Raw genomic sequence first — 20,030 nt, forward strand, 5'->3', positions numbered from 1 at the left:
CGCATGTTCGATTACCAGCCTACCGTCCTGATCATTGAAGACGACGCCAACATCCGGCGCTTCGTGCGCCAGGCCCTGGAAAGCGAGGGCTGCGTCGTCCACGAAGCCGAAACCGTCAAGCGCGGCCTGATCGAAGCCGGCACCCGGCAGCCCGACGCGGTGGTGCTGGACCTGGGCCTGCCCGACGAAGACGGCATGGTCCTGATCCGAGAACTGCGCGGCTGGACCGAGGTGCCGGTACTGGTGCTGTCCGCCCGCAGCGCCGAGGCCGACAAGGTCGCCGCGCTGGACGCCGGGGCCGATGACTACCTCACCAAGCCGTTCGGCGTCAGCGAACTGCTGGCGCGCCTGCGCGTGCTGCTGCGGCGGCACGCAAGAGGCGGCGCGGGCAATGCTTCCGAGATCAGCTTCGGCGACGTGCGCGTGGACTTCGCCAAACGCGTGGTGGAGCGCAGCGGCCAGCACGTGCACCTGACTGCGATGGAATACCGCCTGCTGGCGGCGCTGCTGGCGCATCGCGGCAAGGTCATGACGCACCGCGAACTGCTGCGCGAGGTGTGGGGTCCGTCGCACGTGGAAAGCAACCACTACCTGCGCATCTACATGGGCCATCTGCGCCAGAAGCTGGAAGCGGATCCCGCCCAGCCCGTTTACCTGCTCACCGAGATCGGCGTGGGCTACCGCTTCGCCGGCTGAGGCACGCGCCCCGGACGCGCATTGACGCCGCGTTTACGCGCAACCCGCAAGTCTTGTCTCGGCCTTTACGCGCTTGCTCCTATTGTTGCGGTCCCATCCAACAGTAGGAGCAATTCCATGCCCCGCCACACCTTGGCCGCGCTCGCGCTGCTGACCCTGGCCGCCTCGCAAGCCGGCAACGCACTGGCCGCCGACGCGCCCGCCGACGCGGCGCCTGTCGCGTCCGACCTCACGTTGACGGCCAACGTCACCCTGGCCAGCCAATACCGCTATCGCGGCCTGATGCAAAGCAATAACAAGCCGGCCATCCAGGGCGGATTCGACCTGGCCCACTCCAGCGGCTTTTACCTGGGCAACTGGAACTCCAGCATCAGCTGGCTCGACGACAGCAACAGCGACGTGTCCGCGCCCGTGGAAATGGACTTCTACGGCGGCTACAAGGGCAATCTCGCGCAGGACGTGCCCGTCGACCTGGGCGTCCTGCAGTACTACTACCCTGGCGACTATCCGTCCGGCTACACCAGTCCCGACACCACCGAGCTGTATGCCGGCATCGGCTATGGACCTCTGATGTTCAAGTACTCCCTCTCCCTGACCAACCTGTTCGGCTTCGCCGACAGCAAGCACAGCCAGTACTTCGACCTGTCCGGCAACTTCGATACGGGCGTCTGGGGCCTGACCGTCAACGCGCACGTCGGCCGGCAACTGGTGCGCAACGTCGACAACGGCAACTACACGGACTGGAAGCTGGGGCTGACGAAGGACTTCGGCCGGGGCCTGTCGGTCTCGCTGGCCTATCTGGACACCAACGCGGACCGCGCCGTCTACACCAATACGCGCGGCCGCGACATGGGCCGCGCAACGGGCTTGCTGTCGCTGACCAAGACGTTCTGAGCGCCCCGGACGTTGACGCGTTTTTTACGCGCTGCGTCCGCTTTTATCGGCAGGATTTACGGCGCGCTTCCTATAGTGGAACCGTCATTAACCAACCGGATCCCCGGAACGCCGCAAGCGGCGCCTCCGGTCCCGCTGCCCGCCATGATCCCCCGACTTCAAGCCTGCCTCGCCCCCATGTCCGACATCCTGCCCGCGCAGCGTACGCACGCCCGCGTCGAACGAGTCGCGCTGACCATCAGGATAGACACGCTGGACGCACTGAACGTGCGGCTGGCGCTGCATCGCGCATTGGGCGAACGCATCGGCGTCTACGTGCTGTCGGTGGATCACGTCCATGCGCAAAGCGTGCTGCAACTGCAATGCGAACGCGGGCAGCTGGATGCGCTGATGCACGCGGTGATGTCGGGCCTGCCCCGCGCCGAGTTCGGCCCGGTGCTTCCCGCATACGCGATGACGGGGCAGTAAGCCATGGACACGCCACGCAAGACCGCGTTTGAAGGCATCTGGCTGCCCATGGTCACGCCGATGCGCGGCGGCTATGTGGACCTGGACGCCGCGCAGGCGCTGGCCCGCTATTACCGCAACGCGGGTATCTCCGGCCTGGTGCTGTTTGGCTCCACCGGCGAGGGCAATCTGCTGAGCGTGCCGGAAAAGGTCGACATGATAGAAGCCATATCGAGCGATCCGCACGCGCTGCCGCTGGTGTTCGGCGCGGGCGGCGTGGACACGCGCGGCGTCGCAACCGCCATCCGGCGCCTGGACAAGTACCAGCCGGCCGGCTACCTGGTGCCACCGCCTTACTACCTGGGCCCTTCGCAGGCCGGCATCCTGTGGCACTACCGCCAGATTGCCTGGGCCACGCAGCGGCCCATCATCCTGTACAACATCCCCAAGCGCACCGGCGTCACCATGACGGTCGAAACCATGGAAGCGCTGGCCGCGCTGCCCAACTTCAGCGCCGTCAAGGAATGCAATCCTGCGGTACTGGCGGCCTTGAACCGGCGCGGCACGCTGACGCCGCTATGCGGGGAGGATATGGCCCTGCTGGACCACTTCCTGGCCGGCGGCCTCGGCGCCATCCCGGCCGCCGCGCATGTCTATCCCGAGCGCTACGTCGAGGTCATGCAGTTGGCCCGCGACGGCCACGCGGACGCCGCGCGCGAACTCTTCGAGCCCCTGCGCGGCCTGATCCGCCTGCTGTTTACCGAACCCAATCCTGCTCCGATCAAGCGCGCCCTCTCGATGCAGGGCCTGATCACCGATGAGCTTCGCATGCCCATGACCAGCGCCAGCCGAGAGCTTGGGCAGCGCCTGCAGCGGGCCATGAACGTGGTGCAGGGCTCGCCTAGGCGGCTGCAGACAGCCTGAAGACGGACACCGCATTCGCCAGCTCGGCCGCCTGATCGCGCAGCGCGCCAGCCGACGCGGCGAACTCTTCCACCAGCGCGGCGTTCTGCTGCGTCACGCCGTCCAGATGCGTCACGGCCTGATTGATCTGTTCGATGCCCACGCTCTGCTCGGCCGAGGCCGTGGCAATCTCCCCCATCAGCGGCGCGCTGGTGGCGGCGGACTCCAGCACGTTGCCCATCGTCGCGCTGGCCTGCTCGACGCGCTGGCTGCCACGAGCCACCGAATCCGCCGACGCTTCGATCAGCGTCTTGATCTCCTTGGCGGCGGTGGCCGAGCGCTGAGCCAGCGCGCGCACCTCGCCCGCCACCACGGCAAAGCCCCGGCCCTGTTCTCCGGCCCGCGCCGCTTCCACCGCGGCGTTCAGCGCCAGGATGTTGGTCTGGAACGCGATCTCGTCTATCAGCCGGATGATCTCGTCGATGCGCTGCGAGCTATGCGAAATCTCGCGCATGGCGTCGATGGCGTGCTGCGTTTCATCGCTACCCTGCCTGGCCAGTTGCGCTGCCTGACCGGCCAGCGCGCTGACCTCACGCACATGTTGCGCGCTCTGCTGCGCGGTCGCGGTGATCTGCTCCACGCTAGCGGCGGTCTGCTCCAGCGCGGCGGCCTGCTTCTCGGTGCGGTCCGACAGGTCCATGCTGCCCGCCGCGATCTGCCGCGAGGCCGCGGCAATGGAAGCCGTGGAATGCACAATGCTGCGCACCGCCCCGTCCAGGCGTTGCTGCATCCGCGCCAGGGCGTCGAACAGGCGGCCGATCTCGCCGCGCTGATTGCGCGGCACGCTGCCCGACAAGTCGCCATTGGCCACGCGCTCGCACACCACCACCGCCTGGTCCAGCGGACCGAGGATATGCGTGCGGAAAAAGCGCAGCGCCGCCGCCAATAGCAACACCAGAAGGCCCAGCGTCACACCGCCTTGCCGCCACAAAGTGCCGTAGAACGCCTGATCGACGTCATCCACGTACAGGCCCGTGAACAACAGCCAGCCCCAGTCGGCGTCGTAGGTGGCATAGCTGATCTTGGGCAGCGCCTGATCCGTTCCCGGCCGCGGGAACTGGTAGCGCGTATAGCCGCCGCCCGCCTTGCCTTGGGCATAGAGGTTTTCGAAGATCGGCTGCCCGGCGCTGTCCTTGACGGCCCGGACGTTGGTGCCGACCAGCTTGGGATCGGGATGCACCAGCAGGTCGTAGCCGTCGCCGAAGGCGCCCACATAGCCGTCCTCGCCATAACGCAGTTGCGCCAATCGGCGCGCCACATTGCGCTTGGCCTCGTCCAGGGGCATGCCCTCGCGCACGCTTTGCTTGCCATTGCGCACGATGCCGGACGCCAGATCGAGGACGTGGCGCAGCTCGCTCCTGCGCTCGGCCACCATCTCGGCGCGGCGCTCCCAGGCGTCCCAGGCGCCCAGGGCCAGCACGACGGCGCCGACCGCGAACACAAACCACAACAGTTCCCTGCGCAAACTGGAATTCTTCATAGTCCTCTCATCCTTCTTCACCCAGCCAATGAAACCAATCAAGGCAGAATGTGACGGTTTATGTATGCATTCCGTCAGAATAAGGGACAGCACCAGGGTTTTCACCAAGACTGCACGGGGTGCTTGATCTAACGCAAGGCCCATAAAAAAAACGCAAGGCGCGCTTGCCTTGCGTTTTTTCGTCGTGGCGGCTCATTCCGCCTTTTGTACAGCCCTTTCCTAGGCCGGCGCCCGTGCGGCGCCTGCGGAGCGCGGCGTGGTCAACGCGATCAGCGCCACTACGATCAAGGAATACGTCGGTACGCTGCGCATATTGCGGAACATCATTTCAGTCAGACTGAATGCGCAATAGCCCAGGCAGAACAGCAAGCCCAACTGCGCGCCGACACGTATGACACGGTCATTGCTGGCCAGCCGGCGCAGGAAAATGTAGGCCGGCACCAGATATAGCGCGAGTATGCTCAACAAGCCTAGCAGCCCGTATCCGGACAGGGCGGCGAGCAGGTCGTTGTGGGGTTCGCCGTAGCCTTCGACGACTTCGCGCGACACTACCCCGCGCTTCTCGAGCTCGGCCAGTTCCTTGCGGAAGTTGCTGGGCCCCACGCCCACGACAGGGCTCTTCTTGAACATCTCGATGGATGCCCGCCACAGTTGCAACCGGATGCCGAGCGAAGAGTCCCGGTCGGCTGATGTGGTGAAATCCTGTAGATCCGTCTTGACCGCCTGCATGCGGCTGCTGAAATGCCATAGCCCAGCCGCGCTGACGACCAGAGCCGCGCTGACCGCCAGCGCACAGTAGGCCTTGTGCCGACGGCTCCAGCCTCGCAACCCCAACAGGAACACCAGCGCCAGTATGGGGAGCAGCATCCAGCTGCTGCGAGTTTGGGAAACCCACGTCGCCCACACGCTCAGCCCGAAAGCCAGCACCTTGAGGCCGGTTGCAAAATGCGGCCAGGGCTTGCTCGGCCCCCACCTGATCGACAACAACGACATCATGCCGAACAGCAGGGTCATGTTCGCGAAGGAAACGGCGTTGTAGCGCCCTCCGATCTCGACGACCGCCTCGCGGCCCCACAACTTCATGGTGACGATCAGCATCGCCGATCCCGCCAGCGCGCCGGTTAAGATGCTCCACTGGATTTGCTTGAGCCAATCTTGCGGCGCTCTCAGCAACAGCCAGAGCACAGGCAGCGCCAGCGCGAACCGGAGCAGCTTTTCCAATTCGGAATCGCTCCATACGCCTCGCACGGCGGCCGTGATGAACATGCACAACAGCGGCAGCAGCAGCGCCAGCGCCATGGGCCACAAGGCCCGAAAATCCATCGGTTCGTAGCGTTTGATCGCGTTGGCGGCTAGCGCGGTCAATGCGATCAAACCGGTCAAATAGGCAATGGCGGGCCCGCCCACCGGGCTGGTCAACGCCAGCGCGGGAACCAACACCACCAGCGACGCGGCCAAGAAAACGTACAGTCGGGGCACTACACTCAACCTAGTAAAAACGAAACAAGCGCGACGCGCGCCATGCAGTTTGGTTAATCAGACAAAACCCGCCCGCCATGACGGCGGGCGGGTTTTGTGGACACGCGGGCGGCAAGCCGCCAGTTACATATTGTCGATCATCACCTGGCCAAAGCCCGAGCACGACACCTGGGTCGCGCCTTCCAGCAGACGCGCGAAGTCGTACGTGACCTTCTTGGACAGGATGGATTTTTCCATGCTGGAGATGATCAGGTCCGCGGCTTCGGTCCAGCCCATGTGGCGCAGCATCATTTCGGCCGACAGAATTTCGGAACCGGGGTTCACGTAGTCCTTGCCTGCGTACTTCGGCGCAGTGCCGTGGGTAGCTTCGAACATGGCCACCGAATCAGACAGGTTGGCGCCCGGGGCGATGCCGATGCCGCCCACTTGCGCGGCCAGCGCGTCCGAGATGTAGTCGCCGTTCAGGTTCAGGGTGGCGATCACGTCGTATTCGGCCGGGCGCAGCAGGATCTGCTGCAGGAACGCGTCAGCAATCACGTCCTTGACGATGACCTCGCGGCCCGTCTTCGGATTCTTGAACTTGCACCACGGGCCGCCGTCGATCAGCGTCGCGCCGAATTCCTTCTGCAGCAGCGCGTAGCCCCAGTCGCGGAAGCCGCCTTCCGTGAACTTCATGATGTTGCCCTTGTGCACCAGGGTCAGCGACGTACGGTCATTGTCGATGACGTACTGCGCGGCCTTGCGCACCAGGCGCTCGGTGCCTTCGCGCGACACCGGCTTGATGCCGATGGACGAAGTGTTCGGGAAACGGATCTTCTTCACGCCGAGCTTGGTCTGCAGGAACTGGATCAGCTCCTTGGCCTGCTCGCTTTCGGCCATGTATTCGATGCCGGCGTAGATGTCTTCCGAGTTCTCGCGGAAGATCACCATGTTGGTCTTTTCGGGTTCGCGCACCGGCGAGGGCACGCCCTTGAAGTACGCCACCGGGCGCAGGCAGACGTACAGGTCCAGCTGCTGGCGCAGGGCCACGTTCAGCGAACGGATGCCGCCGCCCACCGGCGTGGTCAGCGGGCCCTTGATCGACACCACGTAGTCCTTGACGACGTCCAGGGTCTCGTCGGGCAGCCACACGTCGGGGCCGTAGACCTTGGTGGCCTTCTCGCCGGCATAGACTTCCATCCAGTGGATCTTGCGCTTGCCGCCATAGGCCTTCTGCACCGCCGCGTCGACGACCTTGATCATCACCGGGGTGATGTCGGCGCCCGTGCCGTCGCCCTCGATGTAGGGGACGATGGGCTGATCGGGCACATTCAGCGAGAAATCAGCGTTGACCGTGATCTTCTGGCCGCCAGCGGGAACCTTGATATGTTGGTAGGACATGAATGCTCCATTTGCTCCGAGTGGTTTTTCTGCACGCGCCGGCATCGGGAAGCGTCCGTTCCGGCGGGGAAGATCGCCCACGGGAACCGCGCACTGGATGGCCGATAGCAACCAATTCTATATCGCAAAGGGGCCAGCGGGCCTGACGGCCCGCGCGCGGCGGTAAAATAATGCATCACCAGCCCGCTTTTCAGCCCCATCAGATGTTCAATCCCTCACGCGACCAAGTCCGCGAATTCTTCATCGAAACCTGGCGCAAGCATCGCGCCTCCGAAGTGCTGACGCCGCTCGAGGCCATCGCGCTGGACTGGATCATCGAACATCCCGAATACCACGGCGACCTGGAAAACCCCGAGGCCATGACGGCCGAATACTCGGTGGAAAAGGGGCGCACCAATCCCTTTCTGCACCTGTCCATGCATCTGGCCATTGCAGAGCAGCTGTCCATCGACCATCCGCCGGGAATCCGGCAGGCCTACCAGCAGCTGGTGTCGCGCGGCGACGCGCACCAGGCCGCGCATGAAATCATGGAATGCCTGGGGCAGGTGGTGTGGGAAGCGCAGCGCCTGGGCACGCCGCTGGACAGCGACACCTATATCGACCTGATCCGCCAGCGCGCGAGCCGCTGAGCACCGCCCCCACGCTGCGCCTTCAGCTTGCTGCCCCGAGGGGGCTTTTTTTCCTTGGGACGGCCCGGCGGAAAAAGAAAAGCCCCCGACCGAGGGCTTTCTTGTTTGCGGAACGGATCCGGACGGCTTACCTGCGCACGCCCAGGTCGCTCGGCTGCGCCGACAGCCATGCCGCCACGTTGGAGATGTCCTGGTCGGACAGCTGCGTCGCGAAAGCGCCCATGATGGGGTTCTTGCGCACGTTGGCCGTGGCCGCGCTGCCGGACGCGCCGCGCTTGTAGGCCTTCAGGGCGTGAACCAGGTAGTCCGCGTGCTGGCCAGCCAGCGTCGGATAGGCCGGATCCACGGCCGTCTTGGCGTCGGCGCCGTGGCAGGAAGCGCAGTTGAATTTGTCGAAGACGGCCTTGCCGGCCGCCAGGTCCTGCGCCTGGGCGGCAACGCCCGTCATGGCCAGGGTCGCGCCCGCAAGGGCAAGCATGTAGCGATTCATGTGTTTGCCCCCTTACTTGAGATTCGAGTAGTACGCGGCCAGATCGGCGATGTCCTGGTCGGACAGGCTGCCGGCAATGGCGTCCATCGTGGGATGGCTGCGCGCGCCTTTCTTGTACTCGTTGAGGGCGGTTTCGATGTACTTGGCGTTCTGCCCAGCGATCATCGGCACGTGGTACAGCTCGGGAAACGTTGCCTTGTAGCCTTCGATGCCGTGGCAACCGATGCACATGGAAACCTTGTCGCGGGCGTTCTGGACATTACCGACCACTGCTGCGTCTGCAGCAACAGACTGGCCGGCGATCGCACAGGATGCCATCGCGGCCAACACGGATACCGTGTACTTCAGAGAGGTTCGCAACTTCATTGGAATGGCTCTTCTTGGTATGGCTAAGGACTAGGGCCTGCTCACACGAAAAGGCCCTCGGCAAACACGTTGCGGGTCGAACCCAAAGCAAAACCGCCTGATTGTACGATAATTGCTCAGGATTAATACCTTTACCATGGTATTGATCACCGTCAAATCTCAGAAGCCATCAGACCATGTCCGCAGCCCAGTCCGCTACTTCCGCCTCGCCAGACCGCTTCGACGGGACCGACAACTATGTCGCCACCGATGACCTGAAACTCGCCGTCAATGCCGCCCTCACCTTGCAGCGTCCGCTGCTGATCAAGGGCGAACCCGGCACCGGCAAGACCATGCTGGCCGAGGAAGTGGCGCGTGCGCTGGGACGGCCGCTGTTGCAGTGGCACATCAAGTCGACCACCAAGGCCCATCAGGGCCTGTATGAATACGACGCGGTGTCGCGCCTGCGCGACTCGCAGCTGGGCGACGAAAAGGTCCGCGACATTCGCAACTACATCGTGCAGGGCACGCTGTGGCAGGCCTTCCAGTCGCCTGAGCCGGTGGTGCTGCTGATCGACGAGATCGACAAGGCCGACATCGAATTCCCCAACGATCTGCTGCGCGAACTGGACCGCATGGAATTCCACGTGTACGAAACGCGCGAGACCATCTCCGCGCGGCACCGTCCGCTGGTCATCATCACGTCCAACAACGAAAAGGACCTGCCCGACGCTTTCCTGCGCCGCTGCTTCTTCCACTACATCCGTTTCCCCGACCGCGAAACCATGCGCGACATCGTGGCCGTGCACTACCCGCACCTGAAGCAGGACGTGCTGCGCGCGGCGCTGGACACCTTCTTCGCACTGCGCGACGCGCCGGGCCTGAAGAAAAAGCCGTCCACCTCCGAACTGCTGGATTGGTTGCGCCTGTTGCTGGCCGAGGGTTCGACCGCCGCCGAGATCGACGCGCACACGGCCACGGCCGTACCGCTGATGGCCGGCGCGCTGCTCAAGAACGAGCAGGACGTGCACCTGCTGGAACGCCTGGCGGCCATGACGCGCGGCGGCCAGCGCCGCTGATCCGCCAGCAACGATCCGCCAGCAACTACCGGCAGCCCGCAAATGCTGATCGACTTCTTCTATCACCTCCGGGCGCATAAGCTGCCCGTCTCGGTCAAGGAATACCTGACCCTGGTGGACGCCCTGCGCCAGGATCTCATGGCGCCCACGCTGGACGAGTTCTACTTCCTGGCGCGCGCCACGCTGGTCAAGGACGAGGCGCTCTACGACCGCTACGACAAGGCTTTCGGCGCCTACTACAGGGGCATCGCGGCCGCCCTGCCCCCAGGCAAGGAAATCCCGCTGGACTGGCTCATCAAGCAGTTCGAAAAAAGCCTGAGCCCGGAAGAAAAAGCCGCAATCGAAAAGCACGGCTGGGACAAGCTGATGGAGCTCTTCAAGGAGCGCCTGGAAGAGCAGAAGGAACGCCACGCCGGCGGCAGCAAATGGATCGGCACCGGCGGCACCTCGCCTTTCGGCAATGGCGGCTACCACCCCGAAGGCATACGCGTGGGCGGCGACTCGGCCGGCAACCGCAGCGCGGTCAAGGTCTGGGACATGCGCCAGTTCAAGGACTACGACGATCAGGTCGAGCTGGGCACGCGCAACTTCAAGGTGGCGCTTCGCCGCCTGCGGCGCTTCGCAAGGCAAGGCGCCGAAATGGAACTGGACCTGGACGACACCATCGCCAGCACCGCGCGCAATGCCGGCCATCTGGACCTGCGCATGGTCCCCGAACGCCACAACACCGTGAAGGTGCTGATGCTGCTGGACGTAGGCGGCAGCATGGACGACCACATCGGACGCGTCGAGGAATTGTTCTCGGCGGCGCGCAGCGAATTCCGCAACCTGGAGGTCTACTACTTCCACAACTGCCCGTACGAAAGCCTGTGGCAAAGCAACCGCCGGCGCCAGAACGAACGCTTCGACACCTGGGACGTGCTGCGCAAGTACAACCCGGATTGGCGCCTGATCATCGTCGGCGACGCCACCATGAGCCCCTACGAAATCCTGCAGCCGGGCGGCTCCGTCGAGCACTACAACAAGGAGCCCGGCGCCGAATGGATGCGCCGCCTGCTGGACGCCTGGCCCAAATCGGTCTGGCTCAATCCCGAGCCCACCGCGTCCTGGCAATACCGCCAGTCCATCGCGCTGATGCGCGACATCATGCAGGGCCGCATGTACCCGGTGACGGTCGCCGGCCTGGAACAGGCCATGCGTGTGCTATCGAAGTAGGACTGCCGGTCACCCGTCGACCGGCTTTTCAGGCGTATCCAGCGTCAGCTGATAGAACGCCAGATCCAGCCAGCGTCCGAACTTGAAGCCTGCCTCGCGGATGGTGCCTGCATGCGTGAAGCCCAGCTTCTCGTGCAGGCGGATGCTGCCCTGGTTGCTCGCGTCGATGCCGCCGACCAGCACGTGCACCTGATTGGCGCGCGCCCGCTGGATCAGCTCGCGCATCAGCGCCTCGCCCAAGCCCAGTCCGCGAAAACGTCCGTCCACGTACACGGAATGCTCCACCGAGTACTTGAAGGCCGGCCAGGCGCGGAAGGTGCCGTAGCTGGCGAAGGCCATCAGTTCGCCGTCGGCATTCTCGTACCCAAGCACCGGAAAACCGCCCTGCTGCTTGGCCTGGAACCAGCCCAGCATCGCCTCGCGCGGCCTCGGCTTGTAGTCGTACAGCGCGGTGGAATTGACGATGGCGTCGTTGAATATGGCCAGTATCTGGTCGGCATGGCGCTCATGCGTGCAATCGACCAGGGTTGCGCCATCCGGCGCGCGGGTTTCGGCGTGCGTAGTCATGGCGCAAATTGTAGCGACCCGCAAGGCCTTGCGGCGATTCGGCTTTCGGCCGCTACAGGCAAAAAAAACCGGCGGAGCCGCCGGTTCAATTGGATCTTGCCGCTTCTGGCCACTCTCAGGCGGCGCGGCTCTCAGCAGATCGGGCGGCGGGCGGCTCGCCACGCAAGCCAGGGCAGTTGCGCCATGCAAGCTCATCCGCATCCATGTCCAGGTCGAACAGATCGTTGGCGGCGGGCCAGGGATGGCTGCGCGCCGCCGCGCCTTCCATTTCCAGCACGTGCCCGGCGAAGCCCCGTGGCGAGCCGCCGCACTCCGCGAAATATCGTTGTGTGCTCAAGTCCACCACATAGGTGGTCATGTCATGGGTCAATATGGCCACGAATTGGCCGTCATCACTGGCATAGGCGTACTGAAACTGTCCTTTGATCCCGTCGCCGCTCAATGGGCTGCCGGTCAATTGGGACAAGGCACGCGTGACGATCTCGGTCAGCATGGGTCGTTCCTCCGGTAAGTGCGCCGGCACAATGCCGGCGGCGAAGGCGCGAACGACAAGCACCGGCGCCGGGCAGAAAACGGCGTCTGGCGTTGGACGGGAAACCTGTGGGCGGGCTGTCGCGCATCCCGTCTGCAACTGGGTACTGCGTCTTGAAAAGCTTACACCCGCGGGCCGGGACAGCTCAAATCAGCCCCGTCATTTCGTCATATTGCGCCGCAACATCACAGCCGGACGCCCCTCCTGGACCCTTATGCCGCCGCAACTGGCACGGCTGCTTCACCTGTGTCACCAATTTGCCGCAATCGCCAGTCCTCACGCCCAATGCGGTACAGCACGTGTCGACACAGCGGATGCCCCTGAGGAACGGCGGGATGGTCGAAACCTTCCGGATCCTCCCTCATGCCCAAGCGGTCCATCACCGCGCGCGAACGCAGGTTGCCCGTGGCCGTGAAGGCCACGATCTCATCCAGTCCCACCTGCTCGAACCCCGCGCGCAAGGCCGCCTCGGCGGCTTCGCTGGCGTAGCCCTTGCCCCAGTGCCGCTGCGCCAGGCGCCAGCCTATCTCCACGCCTGGCGCGAACGGCAGGGTGGGCGCCAGCGGCTTGATGCCGACAAAACCGATGAAGGGCGCCACGCCTGGCGCCTCCACGGCCCAGAAGCCCCAGCCGTGCTCGTCGATGCCGGCTGCCAGCCGGTCGGCAAGCGCATCGCTTTCCTGTGCATTCAGCGGCAGCAGGTACTCGGCGACGCGGGGGTCCTGGTTCAGCGCCGCGAAAGGTTCACGGTCGGCGGCGCGCCATTGGCGCAGCACCAGGCGCGGCGTTTCGACTTCCAGGGATAGAGACATGAGGACTTCCTTGCTTGCGGTCCCGGGCCGCGCGCCGCGGACAACGCCGCGCCGCGCCCCTGAACCATTGCCAACGTATACACTCCAACGGATTCTGCCATGCCAAAGGAATTGTCTGCCATGCGCCTGTCCCTGTCGAAGCTGCCGCGCCCGCTGAGCGTGCTGCTGTTTTCCTCCTTCCTGGCCTTTCAGGCCGGCGCCGCCAGCCTGCCGGCGGGCGTCTCGGAGGCCGCCTCGATCGAAGGCATCACCGAATACCGCCTGGCCAACGGCCTGAGGGTGCTGCTGGTTCCCGATGAATCCAAGCCGTCCACCACCGTCAACATGACCTACCTGGTCGGCTCGCGCAACGAGAACTACGGCCAGACAGGCATGGCTCACCTGCTGGAGCACATGCTGTTCAAGGGCACCTCGACCACCCGCAACGCCATGGGCGAGTTCTCGCGCCGCGGCTTGCAGGCCAATGGTTCGACCTCCAGCGACCGCACCAACTACTTCGCCAGCTTCGCCGCCAACCCCGACACGCTCAAGTGGTACCTGGGCTGGCAGGCCGACGCCATGGTCAATTCCCTGATCGCCAAGGAAGACCTGGACTCGGAAATGACCGTAGTCCGCAACGAAATGGAAAGCGGCGAAAACAGCCCCTTCCGCATCCTGATGCAGAAGATGCAGGCCGCGGCCTTCCAGTGGCACAGCTACGGCAAGAACACCATCGGCGCCCGTTCCGACGTCGAGAACGTGGACATCGGCCAGTTGCGCGCCTTCTATCACGAGTACTACCAGCCCGATAACGCCGTGCTGATCGTGGCGGGCAAGTTCGACCCGCAGGCGACCCTGGCCGACATCGAGGAAACGCTGGGCAAGCTGCCCAAGCCCGAACGCAAGCTCCCGCCCGAATACACGGTGGAACCAGTGCAGGATGGTGAACGTTCCGTAACCCTGCGCCGCACGGGCGGCACGCCGCTGGTCGCGGCCATGTACCACATTCCTGCCGCCGGCAGCGCCGACTTCGTGCCGCTGGACCTGGCCGCCACCATCCTGGCCGACACGCCCTCCGGCCGTCTCTACCATGCCTTGGTCCCGACCAAGCTGGCCTCGGGCGTGTTCGGCTTCACCATGGAAAACCTGGATCCGGGCCTGGCGATGTTCGCCGCCCAGCTGACGCCGGGCAAGAGCCTGGACGCCGCCATGAAGGCGCTGACCGGCACGCTGGAGACCTTGGACAAGAAGCCCTTCACACAGCAGGAGCTGGACCGCGCCCGCAGCAAATGGCTGACTGCCTGGGAACAGACCTATAGCGATCCCGAACAGGTCGGCGTGGCGCTGTCCGAGGCCATCGCCGCCGGCGACTGGCGCCTGTTCTTCCTGCAGCGCGACCGCGCCCGCAAGGCCACGCTGGCCGAAGTGCAGCGCGCCGCGACCACCTACCTGGTCCAAAGCAACAGCATCGAAGGCCGCTACATCCCCACCGAGAAGCCCGTGCGCGCGCCGCAAGAACAACGGGTGGACCTGACGGCCGTCTTCAAGGACTACAAGGGCGATCCGGACTTCAAGGCCGCATCGGCCTTCGACCCCACGCCCGAGAACATCGACAAGCTGACGCAGCGCAAGAAGCTGGACCTGCCCAACGGCTCCGTGCAGTTGGCGCTGCTGCCCAAGGCCACGCGCGGCAACCGGGTGCAGGCGCAGATGCTGATCCAGTTCGGCAACGAAAAAGACCTGCTCGGCCAACGCGTGAATTCCAGCGCCGTGGCCGACCTGCTGACCCGCGGCACGGCCAAGCTGTCGCGCCAGGACATCCAGGACCGCCTGGACAAGCTGCAGGCCGAACTCGGCTTCAGCGGCGGCGGCACCACGCTCAAGATCGCCATGTCGACCAAGGGCGAAAACCTGCCCGAACTCACCGCGCTGGCATTGGACATCGTCCGCAACGCCAACTTCCCCAAGGAGCAACTGGAGGAATATCAGCGCCAGCTCGAAACCTCGATCCAGAACGCCATGACCGAACCGTCGGCACTGGCCGGACGCGCGCTGGCCCGCCAGGACAATCCGTGGCCCGCCAATGACCTGCGCTACGTGCCGACCTTCGAGGAATCGCTGGCCGGCGTGCGCGCCCTGAACCGCGACGCCCTGGTCAAGTTCCATTCCAAGTTCTACGGCGCCGGCAACATCGAGTACTCGGCGGTGGGCGATTTCGAGCCCGCAGCCGTGGAAAAGGCGCTCAAGACCGGTTTGGCCGGCTGGAAAAAGGCTCCTGGCTACACGCGCGTGCCCAATCCGTACCGCGACATTCCCGCCAAGCAGTTCGACATCGACACGCCCGACAAGGCCAATGCGTTCTACATCTCGCGCATGCCGCTGAAGCTGCAGGACACGGACGCGGACTACGCCGCGCTGTACCTGGCCAACTACCTGTTCGGCGCCTCCGAAACCTCGCGCCTGTGGAACCGCGTACGCGAAACCGACGGCCTCTCGTACAACGTGCGCAGCTCGCTGTCGGTCTCGTCGTTCGAGCCCTCCGCCAGCTGGACCATGTACGCCATCTACGCGCCGCAAAACCGCGAGCGCCTGGAAAAGGCCATCGGCGAAGAACTGGCGCGCGTGCTGAAGGACGGCTTCACGGACAAGGAAATCTCGGACGGCATCACGGCCCTGCTGAACTACCGCAATCTGGCCCGCGCCCAGGACGACGTCCTGGCCAGCACCTGGCTGGATTACATGCAGCGCGGCCGCACCTTCGCCTGGTCGGCCGACATGGACAAGAAGATCTCCGCGCTGACGGCCGATTCGGTCAATGCGGCTTTGCGCAAGTATCTGCGCGCGGACGGTTTCAGCACCGCGGTTGCCGGCGACTTCAAGAAGAAGCCGGCGCCCTGACCAGGCCCGCCTCGCTCAAGCCCCGCTGCGGCGGGGCTTTTTTTTGGCTTTCCGGCGCTGGTCAGCTCACCAAAATTCACCAGAACGCCACCCGACTATGCCAAAAATGGATGAAATCATAAAAGCGAACGTGATTACTCGATTATTTGGAAAGATGTTTTCAAGGAATACGGGTTTATCCCAGGTGGGATAACGAGCACAATTCAGTCATCGGGAACACACAACGAACCACGACGGAGGGCCGCCGGATTCGGTCCCCAACCAAGACGAATTGGAGGTCTACCATGAAAACCCTAACCACCACCCTGCTGCTATCCCTGGCCCTGGTTGGCGTTGGCGCCCAAGCCGCCGGCGTTGAACAAGCCAAGAGCAGCGCCCAGGTCGCCACTGAACTGCAGCAAGCCAAGATCAGCGGCCAGTACACCTTCGGCGAGCTGGACTATCCGCCCGCCCTGCCCCAGACCACCAGCCTGAGCTCGCAGGAAGTGCAAGCCCAGCTGCAACAAGCCAAGGTCAGCGGCCAGTACACCTTCGGTGAACTGGAATACCCGGCGGCTGTATCCGCCCCCGCCAGCGCCAAGACCAGCGCTGAAGTCCAGCAGGAACTGGCGCAAGCCAAGGCCAGCGGCCAATACACGTTCGGCGAACTCGAGTACCCGCCGATCACCCGGTGAGCTGCTTGCTGTGGCCCGGCCGGCCTCGGACGGCATCATGGTTTGAGGCCGGTTTTTATCGGCGACAGCGGCGGTCGAAGTAGCAGTAGAAGTAGCAGTAGCTGTGAAAGTAGCAGTAGAAGCTGAAGTTGAAGTTGCAGTCGATACAGCAGTTGCAGTACTCGCAGTAGCAGTAGCACTGGACCGCGGCGCAAGCCGCGGTCTTTTCATATGCGCGCTGCCCCCGCCCCCACGCCCTCGCCGGGCAAAAAAAAGCCGCGATCATGATCGCGGCTTTTTGCATGCCTCAGCCAATTCAGCTGAAGAATTCCTTCACCCGGTCGGTCCAGGACTTGCTTTGCGGCGAATGGCGGTCGCCGCCATCGTTCAGCGAAGCCTCGAACTGGCGCAGGATGTTCTTCTGGTCGTCGCTCAGGCGCACGGGCGTTTCCACCACTACATGGCAGTACAGATCGCCCGGGTAGCTGCCGCGCACGCCGCGGATGCCTTTGCCGCGCAAGCGGAAGGTCTTGCCCGACTGCGTGCCTTCGGGGATCGAGATTTCGGCCTTGCCGCCCAGCGTCGGTACCTGAAGCTCGCCGCCCAGCGCCGCCGACGTGAACGGAATGGTCAGTTCGCAATGCAGGTCGTCGCCGTCGCGCTGGAAGATCTTGTGCTGCTTGATGTGGATTTCCACATACAGATCGCCCGGAGGACCGCCGTTGATGCCCGGTTCGCCGTTGCCGCTGGAGCGGATGCGCATGCCGTCATCGATGCCGGCCGGAATCTTGACCTGCAGCGTCTTGTTGCGGCGGATGCGGCCCACGCCATCGCAGGCGGGGCAGGGATCGGTGATTTCCTTGCCGTTGCCGTGGCAGGTCGGGCAGGTCTGCTGCACGCTGAAGAAACCCTGCTGCATGCGCACGGCGCCCGAGCCGCCGCAGGTGCGGCAGGTCTTGGGCGAGGTACCGGCCTTGGCGCCGGACCCGTGGCAGGTGTCGCAGTTTTCCCAGCTGGGCACGCGGATCTCGGTGTCGAAACCGGCCGCGGCCTGCTCCAGCGTGATTTCCAGCGCGTACTTCAGGTCGGCGCCGCGGTAAACCTGCGGGCCGCCGCCACGACGGCCACCGCCGCCGCCGCCGAAGATTTCGCCGAAGATGTCGCCGAACGCATCGGCGAAACCGCCGCCCATGCCGCCGCCCATGCCGGCGGAGTTGGGGTCCACGCCCGCGTGGCCGTAGCGGTCGTAGGCGGCGCGCTTCTGATCGTCACCCAGGACCTCGTAGGCTTCCTTGGCTTCCTTGAACTTCTCTTCGGCTTCTTTGCTGTCCGGATTGCGGTCCGGATGGTACTTCATGGCCAGCTTTCGATAGGCCTTCTTGAGGTCGTCGTCCGAGGCGTTCTTCGCGACGCCCAAGACTTCGTAATAGTCACGTTTTGCCATGATCCGTGGGCTCGAAAACGAGCCTTCTTTTCAGTGCTACAGAATGAGTACGCCCGGTAGGCGGATTTCTCCGGCTACCGGGCGGCAGAGGCAGGTCAGCGCCCGGCCATTATTGGTCGCGCTTGACTTCCTTGAAGTCGGCGTCGACGACATTGTCGTCCACCGGCTTCGCGTTGTCGGCCGCTTGCTGCTGGCCGGCGGCTTGCTGCGCCTGCATGTCGGCGTACATCTTTTCGCCCAGCTTCTGCGAAACCGTCGACAGGGATTCCACCTTGGCGTCGATCGCGGCCTTGTCGCCGTCCTTCAGCGTGTCTTCCAGTTCCTTGATGGCGGCTTCGATGCCTTCCTTTTCGGAAGCCTCGAGCTTGTCGCCATATTCGGTCAGCGACTTGCGGGTGGCATGCACCAGCGCATCGGCCTGGTTGCGCGACTGGGCCAGTTCGGCAACGCGGTGATCTTCCTCGGCATTGGCCTCGGCATCCTTGACCATGCGCTGGATCTCGTCTTCCGACAGACCCGAGTTGGCCTTGATGGTGATCTTGTTTTCCTTGCCGGTGCCCTTGTCCTTGGCGGACACGTGCAGGATGCCGTTGGCGTCGATGTCGAAGGTGACTTCGATCTGCGGCATGCCGCGGGGCGACGGCGGGATCCCTTCGAGGTTGAACTCGCCCAGGGCCTTGTTGCCCGCAGCGATTTCGCGCTCGCCCTGGAACACCTTGATCGTCACGGCCGGCTGGTTGTCGTCAGCGGTCGAGAAGGTCTGCGAGAACCGGGTCGGAATGGTCGTGTTCTTCTGGATCATCTTGGTCATCACGCCGCCCAGGGTTTCGATGCCCAGGGACAGGGGGGTGACGTCCAGTAGCAGCACGTCCTTGCGGTCGCCCGACAGCACGGAACCTTGAATGGCGGCGCCAGCGGCGACGGCTTCATCGGGGTTCACGTCCTTGCGCGGATCCTTGCCGAAGAATTCCTTCACCTTTTCCTGGACCTTGGGCATGCGGGTCATGCCGCCGACCAGGATCACGTCGTCGATGTCGGAAACCTTCACGCCGGCGTCCTTGATGGCCACGCGGCAGGGCTCGATCGTGCGTTCGATCAGTTCTTCGACCAGCGCTTCCAGCTTGGCGCGCGTGATCTTCAGGTTCAAGTGCTTCGGGCCCGAGGCATCCGCCGTGATGTACGGCAGGTTGATTTCGGTCTGTTGCGCCGAGGACAGCTCGATCTTGGCCTTTTCGGCCGCTTCCTTCAGGCGTTGCAGGGCCAGCACGTCCTTGGACAGGTCAACGCCTTGTTCCTTCTTGAACTCGGCAATGATGTAGTCGATGATGCGCTGGTCGAAGTCTTCGCCGCCCAGGAAGGTGTCGCCGTTGGTCGACAGCACTTCGAACTGCTTTTCGCCGTCCACATCGGCGATTTCGATGATGGACACGTCGAACGTGCCGCCGCCCAGGTCATAGACGGCGATCTTGCGGTCGCCCTTTTCGGTCTTGTCCAGGCCGAACGCCAGCGCGGCAGCGGTGGGTTCGTTGATGATGCGCTTGACTTCCAGACCGGCGATGCGGCCAGCGTCCTTGGTGGCCTGGCGTTGGCTGTCGTTGAAGTAGGCGGGCACGGTGATGACGGCCTCGGTCACTTCTTCGCCCAGGTAGTCCTCGGCGGTCTTCTTCATCTTGCGCAGCACGTCGGCCGACACTTGGGGAGGCGCCATCTTCTTGCCGCGCACTTCCACCCAGGCGTCGCCGTTGTCGGCCTTGACGATGGCATAGGGCATCAGGTTGATGTCCTTCTGCACCGCCTTCTCTTCGAACTTGCGGCCGATCAGGCGCTTCACCGCATACAGGGTGTTGCGCGGGTTGGTCACGGCCTGGCGCTTGGCCGGCGCGCCGACCAGGGTTTCGCCATCGTCCATGTAGGCGACGATGGAGGGGGTGGTGCGAGCGCCTTCCGCGTTTTCAATGATTTTGACCTGCCCGCCGTCCATGACAGCCACGCAGCTGTTGGTCGTGCCCAGGTCAATGCCAATAATCTTGCTCATGGTCGGTTACCTT

The 20,030-nt window shown here is 64.1% G+C and carries 19 protein-coding genes; 9 read left to right on the top strand and 10 right to left on the bottom strand.

The features are described from left to right. The first annotated feature begins 3 nt into the window (after positions 1 to 3). The 4 genes from kdpE (at position 4) to dapA (ending at position 2,961) form a co-directional block, all read left to right on the top strand. Positions 4 to 696, top strand: coding sequence for a two-component system response regulator KdpE (kdpE, locus tag IB257_RS17660; protein ID WP_175159450.1), 693 nt, complete (start codon positions 4 to 6; stop codon positions 694 to 696). Positions 697 to 813: 117 nt separating this feature from the next. Next, entirely contained in the window at positions 814 to 1,590 is a 777-nt protein-coding gene (locus IB257_RS17665; RefSeq protein WP_192492630.1) for a TorF family putative porin, read from the top strand. Between the two features lie 177 nt (positions 1,591 to 1,767). After that, a complete protein-coding gene (locus tag IB257_RS17670; RefSeq protein ID WP_054450069.1) occupies positions 1,768 to 2,058 on the top strand; it encodes a hypothetical protein in 291 nt (96 codons plus the stop codon). Positions 2,059 to 2,061: 3 nt separating this feature from the next. Then, on the top strand, positions 2,062 to 2,961 hold the full coding sequence (gene dapA, locus IB257_RS17675) for a 4-hydroxy-tetrahydrodipicolinate synthase (RefSeq protein WP_192492631.1): 900 nt from the start codon (positions 2,062 to 2,064) through the stop codon (positions 2,959 to 2,961). Here dapA and IB257_RS17680 read toward each other — a convergent pair. The 3 genes from IB257_RS17680 to icd all read right to left on the bottom strand — a co-directional run bounded on the left by IB257_RS17680 (position 2,939) and on the right by icd (position 7,339). Then, complete coding sequence (locus IB257_RS17680) at positions 2,939 to 4,480, bottom strand: methyl-accepting chemotaxis protein (protein ID WP_192492632.1); 1,542 nt, start codon at positions 4,478 to 4,480, stop codon at positions 2,939 to 2,941. The two genes, dapA and IB257_RS17680, sit on opposite strands and share 23 nt — an antisense overlap. 219 nt (positions 4,481 to 4,699) lie before the next feature. Then, positions 4,700 to 5,959, bottom strand: a complete 1,260-nt coding sequence (locus IB257_RS17685) for an O-antigen ligase (RefSeq protein ID WP_125472147.1) — start codon at positions 5,957 to 5,959, stop codon at positions 4,700 to 4,702. A 123-nt stretch (positions 5,960 to 6,082) separates the two neighbouring features. Then, the gene (icd, locus tag IB257_RS17690) at positions 6,083 to 7,339 is read right to left on the bottom strand and encodes an NADP-dependent isocitrate dehydrogenase (RefSeq protein ID WP_125472148.1); all 1,257 of its coding nucleotides are present in this window, start codon (positions 7,337 to 7,339) and stop codon (positions 6,083 to 6,085) included. A gap of 203 nt (positions 7,340 to 7,542) precedes the next feature. Here icd and IB257_RS17695 point away from each other — a divergent pair, with 203 nt between their 5' ends. Then, a complete protein-coding gene (locus IB257_RS17695) occupies positions 7,543 to 7,968 on the top strand; it encodes a DUF1841 family protein (protein ID WP_054450061.1) in 426 nt (141 codons plus the stop codon). A 127-nt stretch (positions 7,969 to 8,095) separates the two neighbouring features. Here the strand turns inward: IB257_RS17695 and IB257_RS17700 are convergent, their stop codons facing one another. Further along, positions 8,096 to 8,458 carry a cytochrome c gene (locus IB257_RS17700; protein WP_054450058.1) on the bottom strand — a complete coding sequence of 121 codons (363 nt, stop codon included), beginning with the start codon at positions 8,456 to 8,458 and terminating at the stop codon, positions 8,096 to 8,098. Between the two features lie 12 nt (positions 8,459 to 8,470). Then, positions 8,471 to 8,824 (bottom strand): cytochrome c, encoded by a 354-nt coding sequence (locus tag IB257_RS17705; protein ID WP_013391872.1) that lies wholly within the window; start codon positions 8,822 to 8,824, stop codon positions 8,471 to 8,473. A gap of 176 nt (positions 8,825 to 9,000) precedes the next feature. Here IB257_RS17705 and IB257_RS17710 point away from each other — a divergent pair, with 176 nt between their 5' ends. Further along, positions 9,001 to 9,882, top strand: coding sequence for a MoxR family ATPase (locus IB257_RS17710; RefSeq protein ID WP_042796600.1), 882 nt, complete (start codon positions 9,001 to 9,003; stop codon positions 9,880 to 9,882). 42 nt (positions 9,883 to 9,924) lie between these two features. Further along, positions 9,925 to 11,097 (top strand): VWA domain-containing protein, encoded by a 1,173-nt coding sequence (locus IB257_RS17715; protein ID WP_192492633.1) that lies wholly within the window; start codon positions 9,925 to 9,927, stop codon positions 11,095 to 11,097. Positions 11,098 to 11,106: 9 nt separating this feature from the next. Here the strand turns inward: IB257_RS17715 and IB257_RS17720 are convergent, their stop codons facing one another. The 3 genes from IB257_RS17720 to IB257_RS17730 all read right to left on the bottom strand — a co-directional run bounded on the left by IB257_RS17720 (position 11,107) and on the right by IB257_RS17730 (position 13,008). Beyond that, positions 11,107 to 11,664, bottom strand: coding sequence for a GNAT family N-acetyltransferase (locus tag IB257_RS17720; RefSeq protein WP_192492634.1), 558 nt, complete (start codon positions 11,662 to 11,664; stop codon positions 11,107 to 11,109). Positions 11,665 to 11,779: 115 nt separating this feature from the next. Beyond that, positions 11,780 to 12,157: a hypothetical protein gene (locus IB257_RS17725; RefSeq protein ID WP_054450052.1), complete on the bottom strand. Its 378-nt coding sequence runs from the start codon at positions 12,155 to 12,157 to the stop codon at positions 11,780 to 11,782. A gap of 251 nt (positions 12,158 to 12,408) precedes the next feature. After that, positions 12,409 to 13,008: a GNAT family N-acetyltransferase gene (locus tag IB257_RS17730; RefSeq protein WP_119450766.1), complete on the bottom strand. Its 600-nt coding sequence runs from the start codon at positions 13,006 to 13,008 to the stop codon at positions 12,409 to 12,411. Between the two features lie 120 nt (positions 13,009 to 13,128). Here IB257_RS17730 and IB257_RS17735 point away from each other — a divergent pair, with 120 nt between their 5' ends. After that, positions 13,129 to 15,885, top strand: coding sequence for a pitrilysin family protein (locus IB257_RS17735; protein ID WP_119450765.1), 2,757 nt, complete (start codon positions 13,129 to 13,131; stop codon positions 15,883 to 15,885). Between the two features lie 284 nt (positions 15,886 to 16,169). Next, positions 16,170 to 16,559: a DUF4148 domain-containing protein gene (locus IB257_RS17740; protein WP_119450764.1), complete on the top strand. Its 390-nt coding sequence runs from the start codon at positions 16,170 to 16,172 to the stop codon at positions 16,557 to 16,559. A 295-nt stretch (positions 16,560 to 16,854) separates the two neighbouring features. Here the strand turns inward: IB257_RS17740 and dnaJ are convergent, their stop codons facing one another. Together dnaJ and dnaK are read right to left on the bottom strand one after the other, a co-directional pair. Continuing rightward, positions 16,855 to 17,982, bottom strand: a complete 1,128-nt coding sequence (gene dnaJ, locus IB257_RS17745; protein WP_059373782.1) for a molecular chaperone DnaJ — start codon at positions 17,980 to 17,982, stop codon at positions 16,855 to 16,857. Between the two features lie 109 nt (positions 17,983 to 18,091). Next, a complete protein-coding gene (gene dnaK, locus IB257_RS17750) occupies positions 18,092 to 20,017 on the bottom strand; it encodes a molecular chaperone DnaK (RefSeq protein WP_192492635.1) in 1,926 nt (641 codons plus the stop codon). Positions 20,018 to 20,030: the final 13 nt, after the last annotated feature.

The organism is Achromobacter sp. ACM03 (assembly GCF_014851665.1).
Classification (GTDB): domain Bacteria; phylum Pseudomonadota; class Gammaproteobacteria; order Burkholderiales; family Burkholderiaceae_B; genus Achromobacter; species Achromobacter aegrifaciens.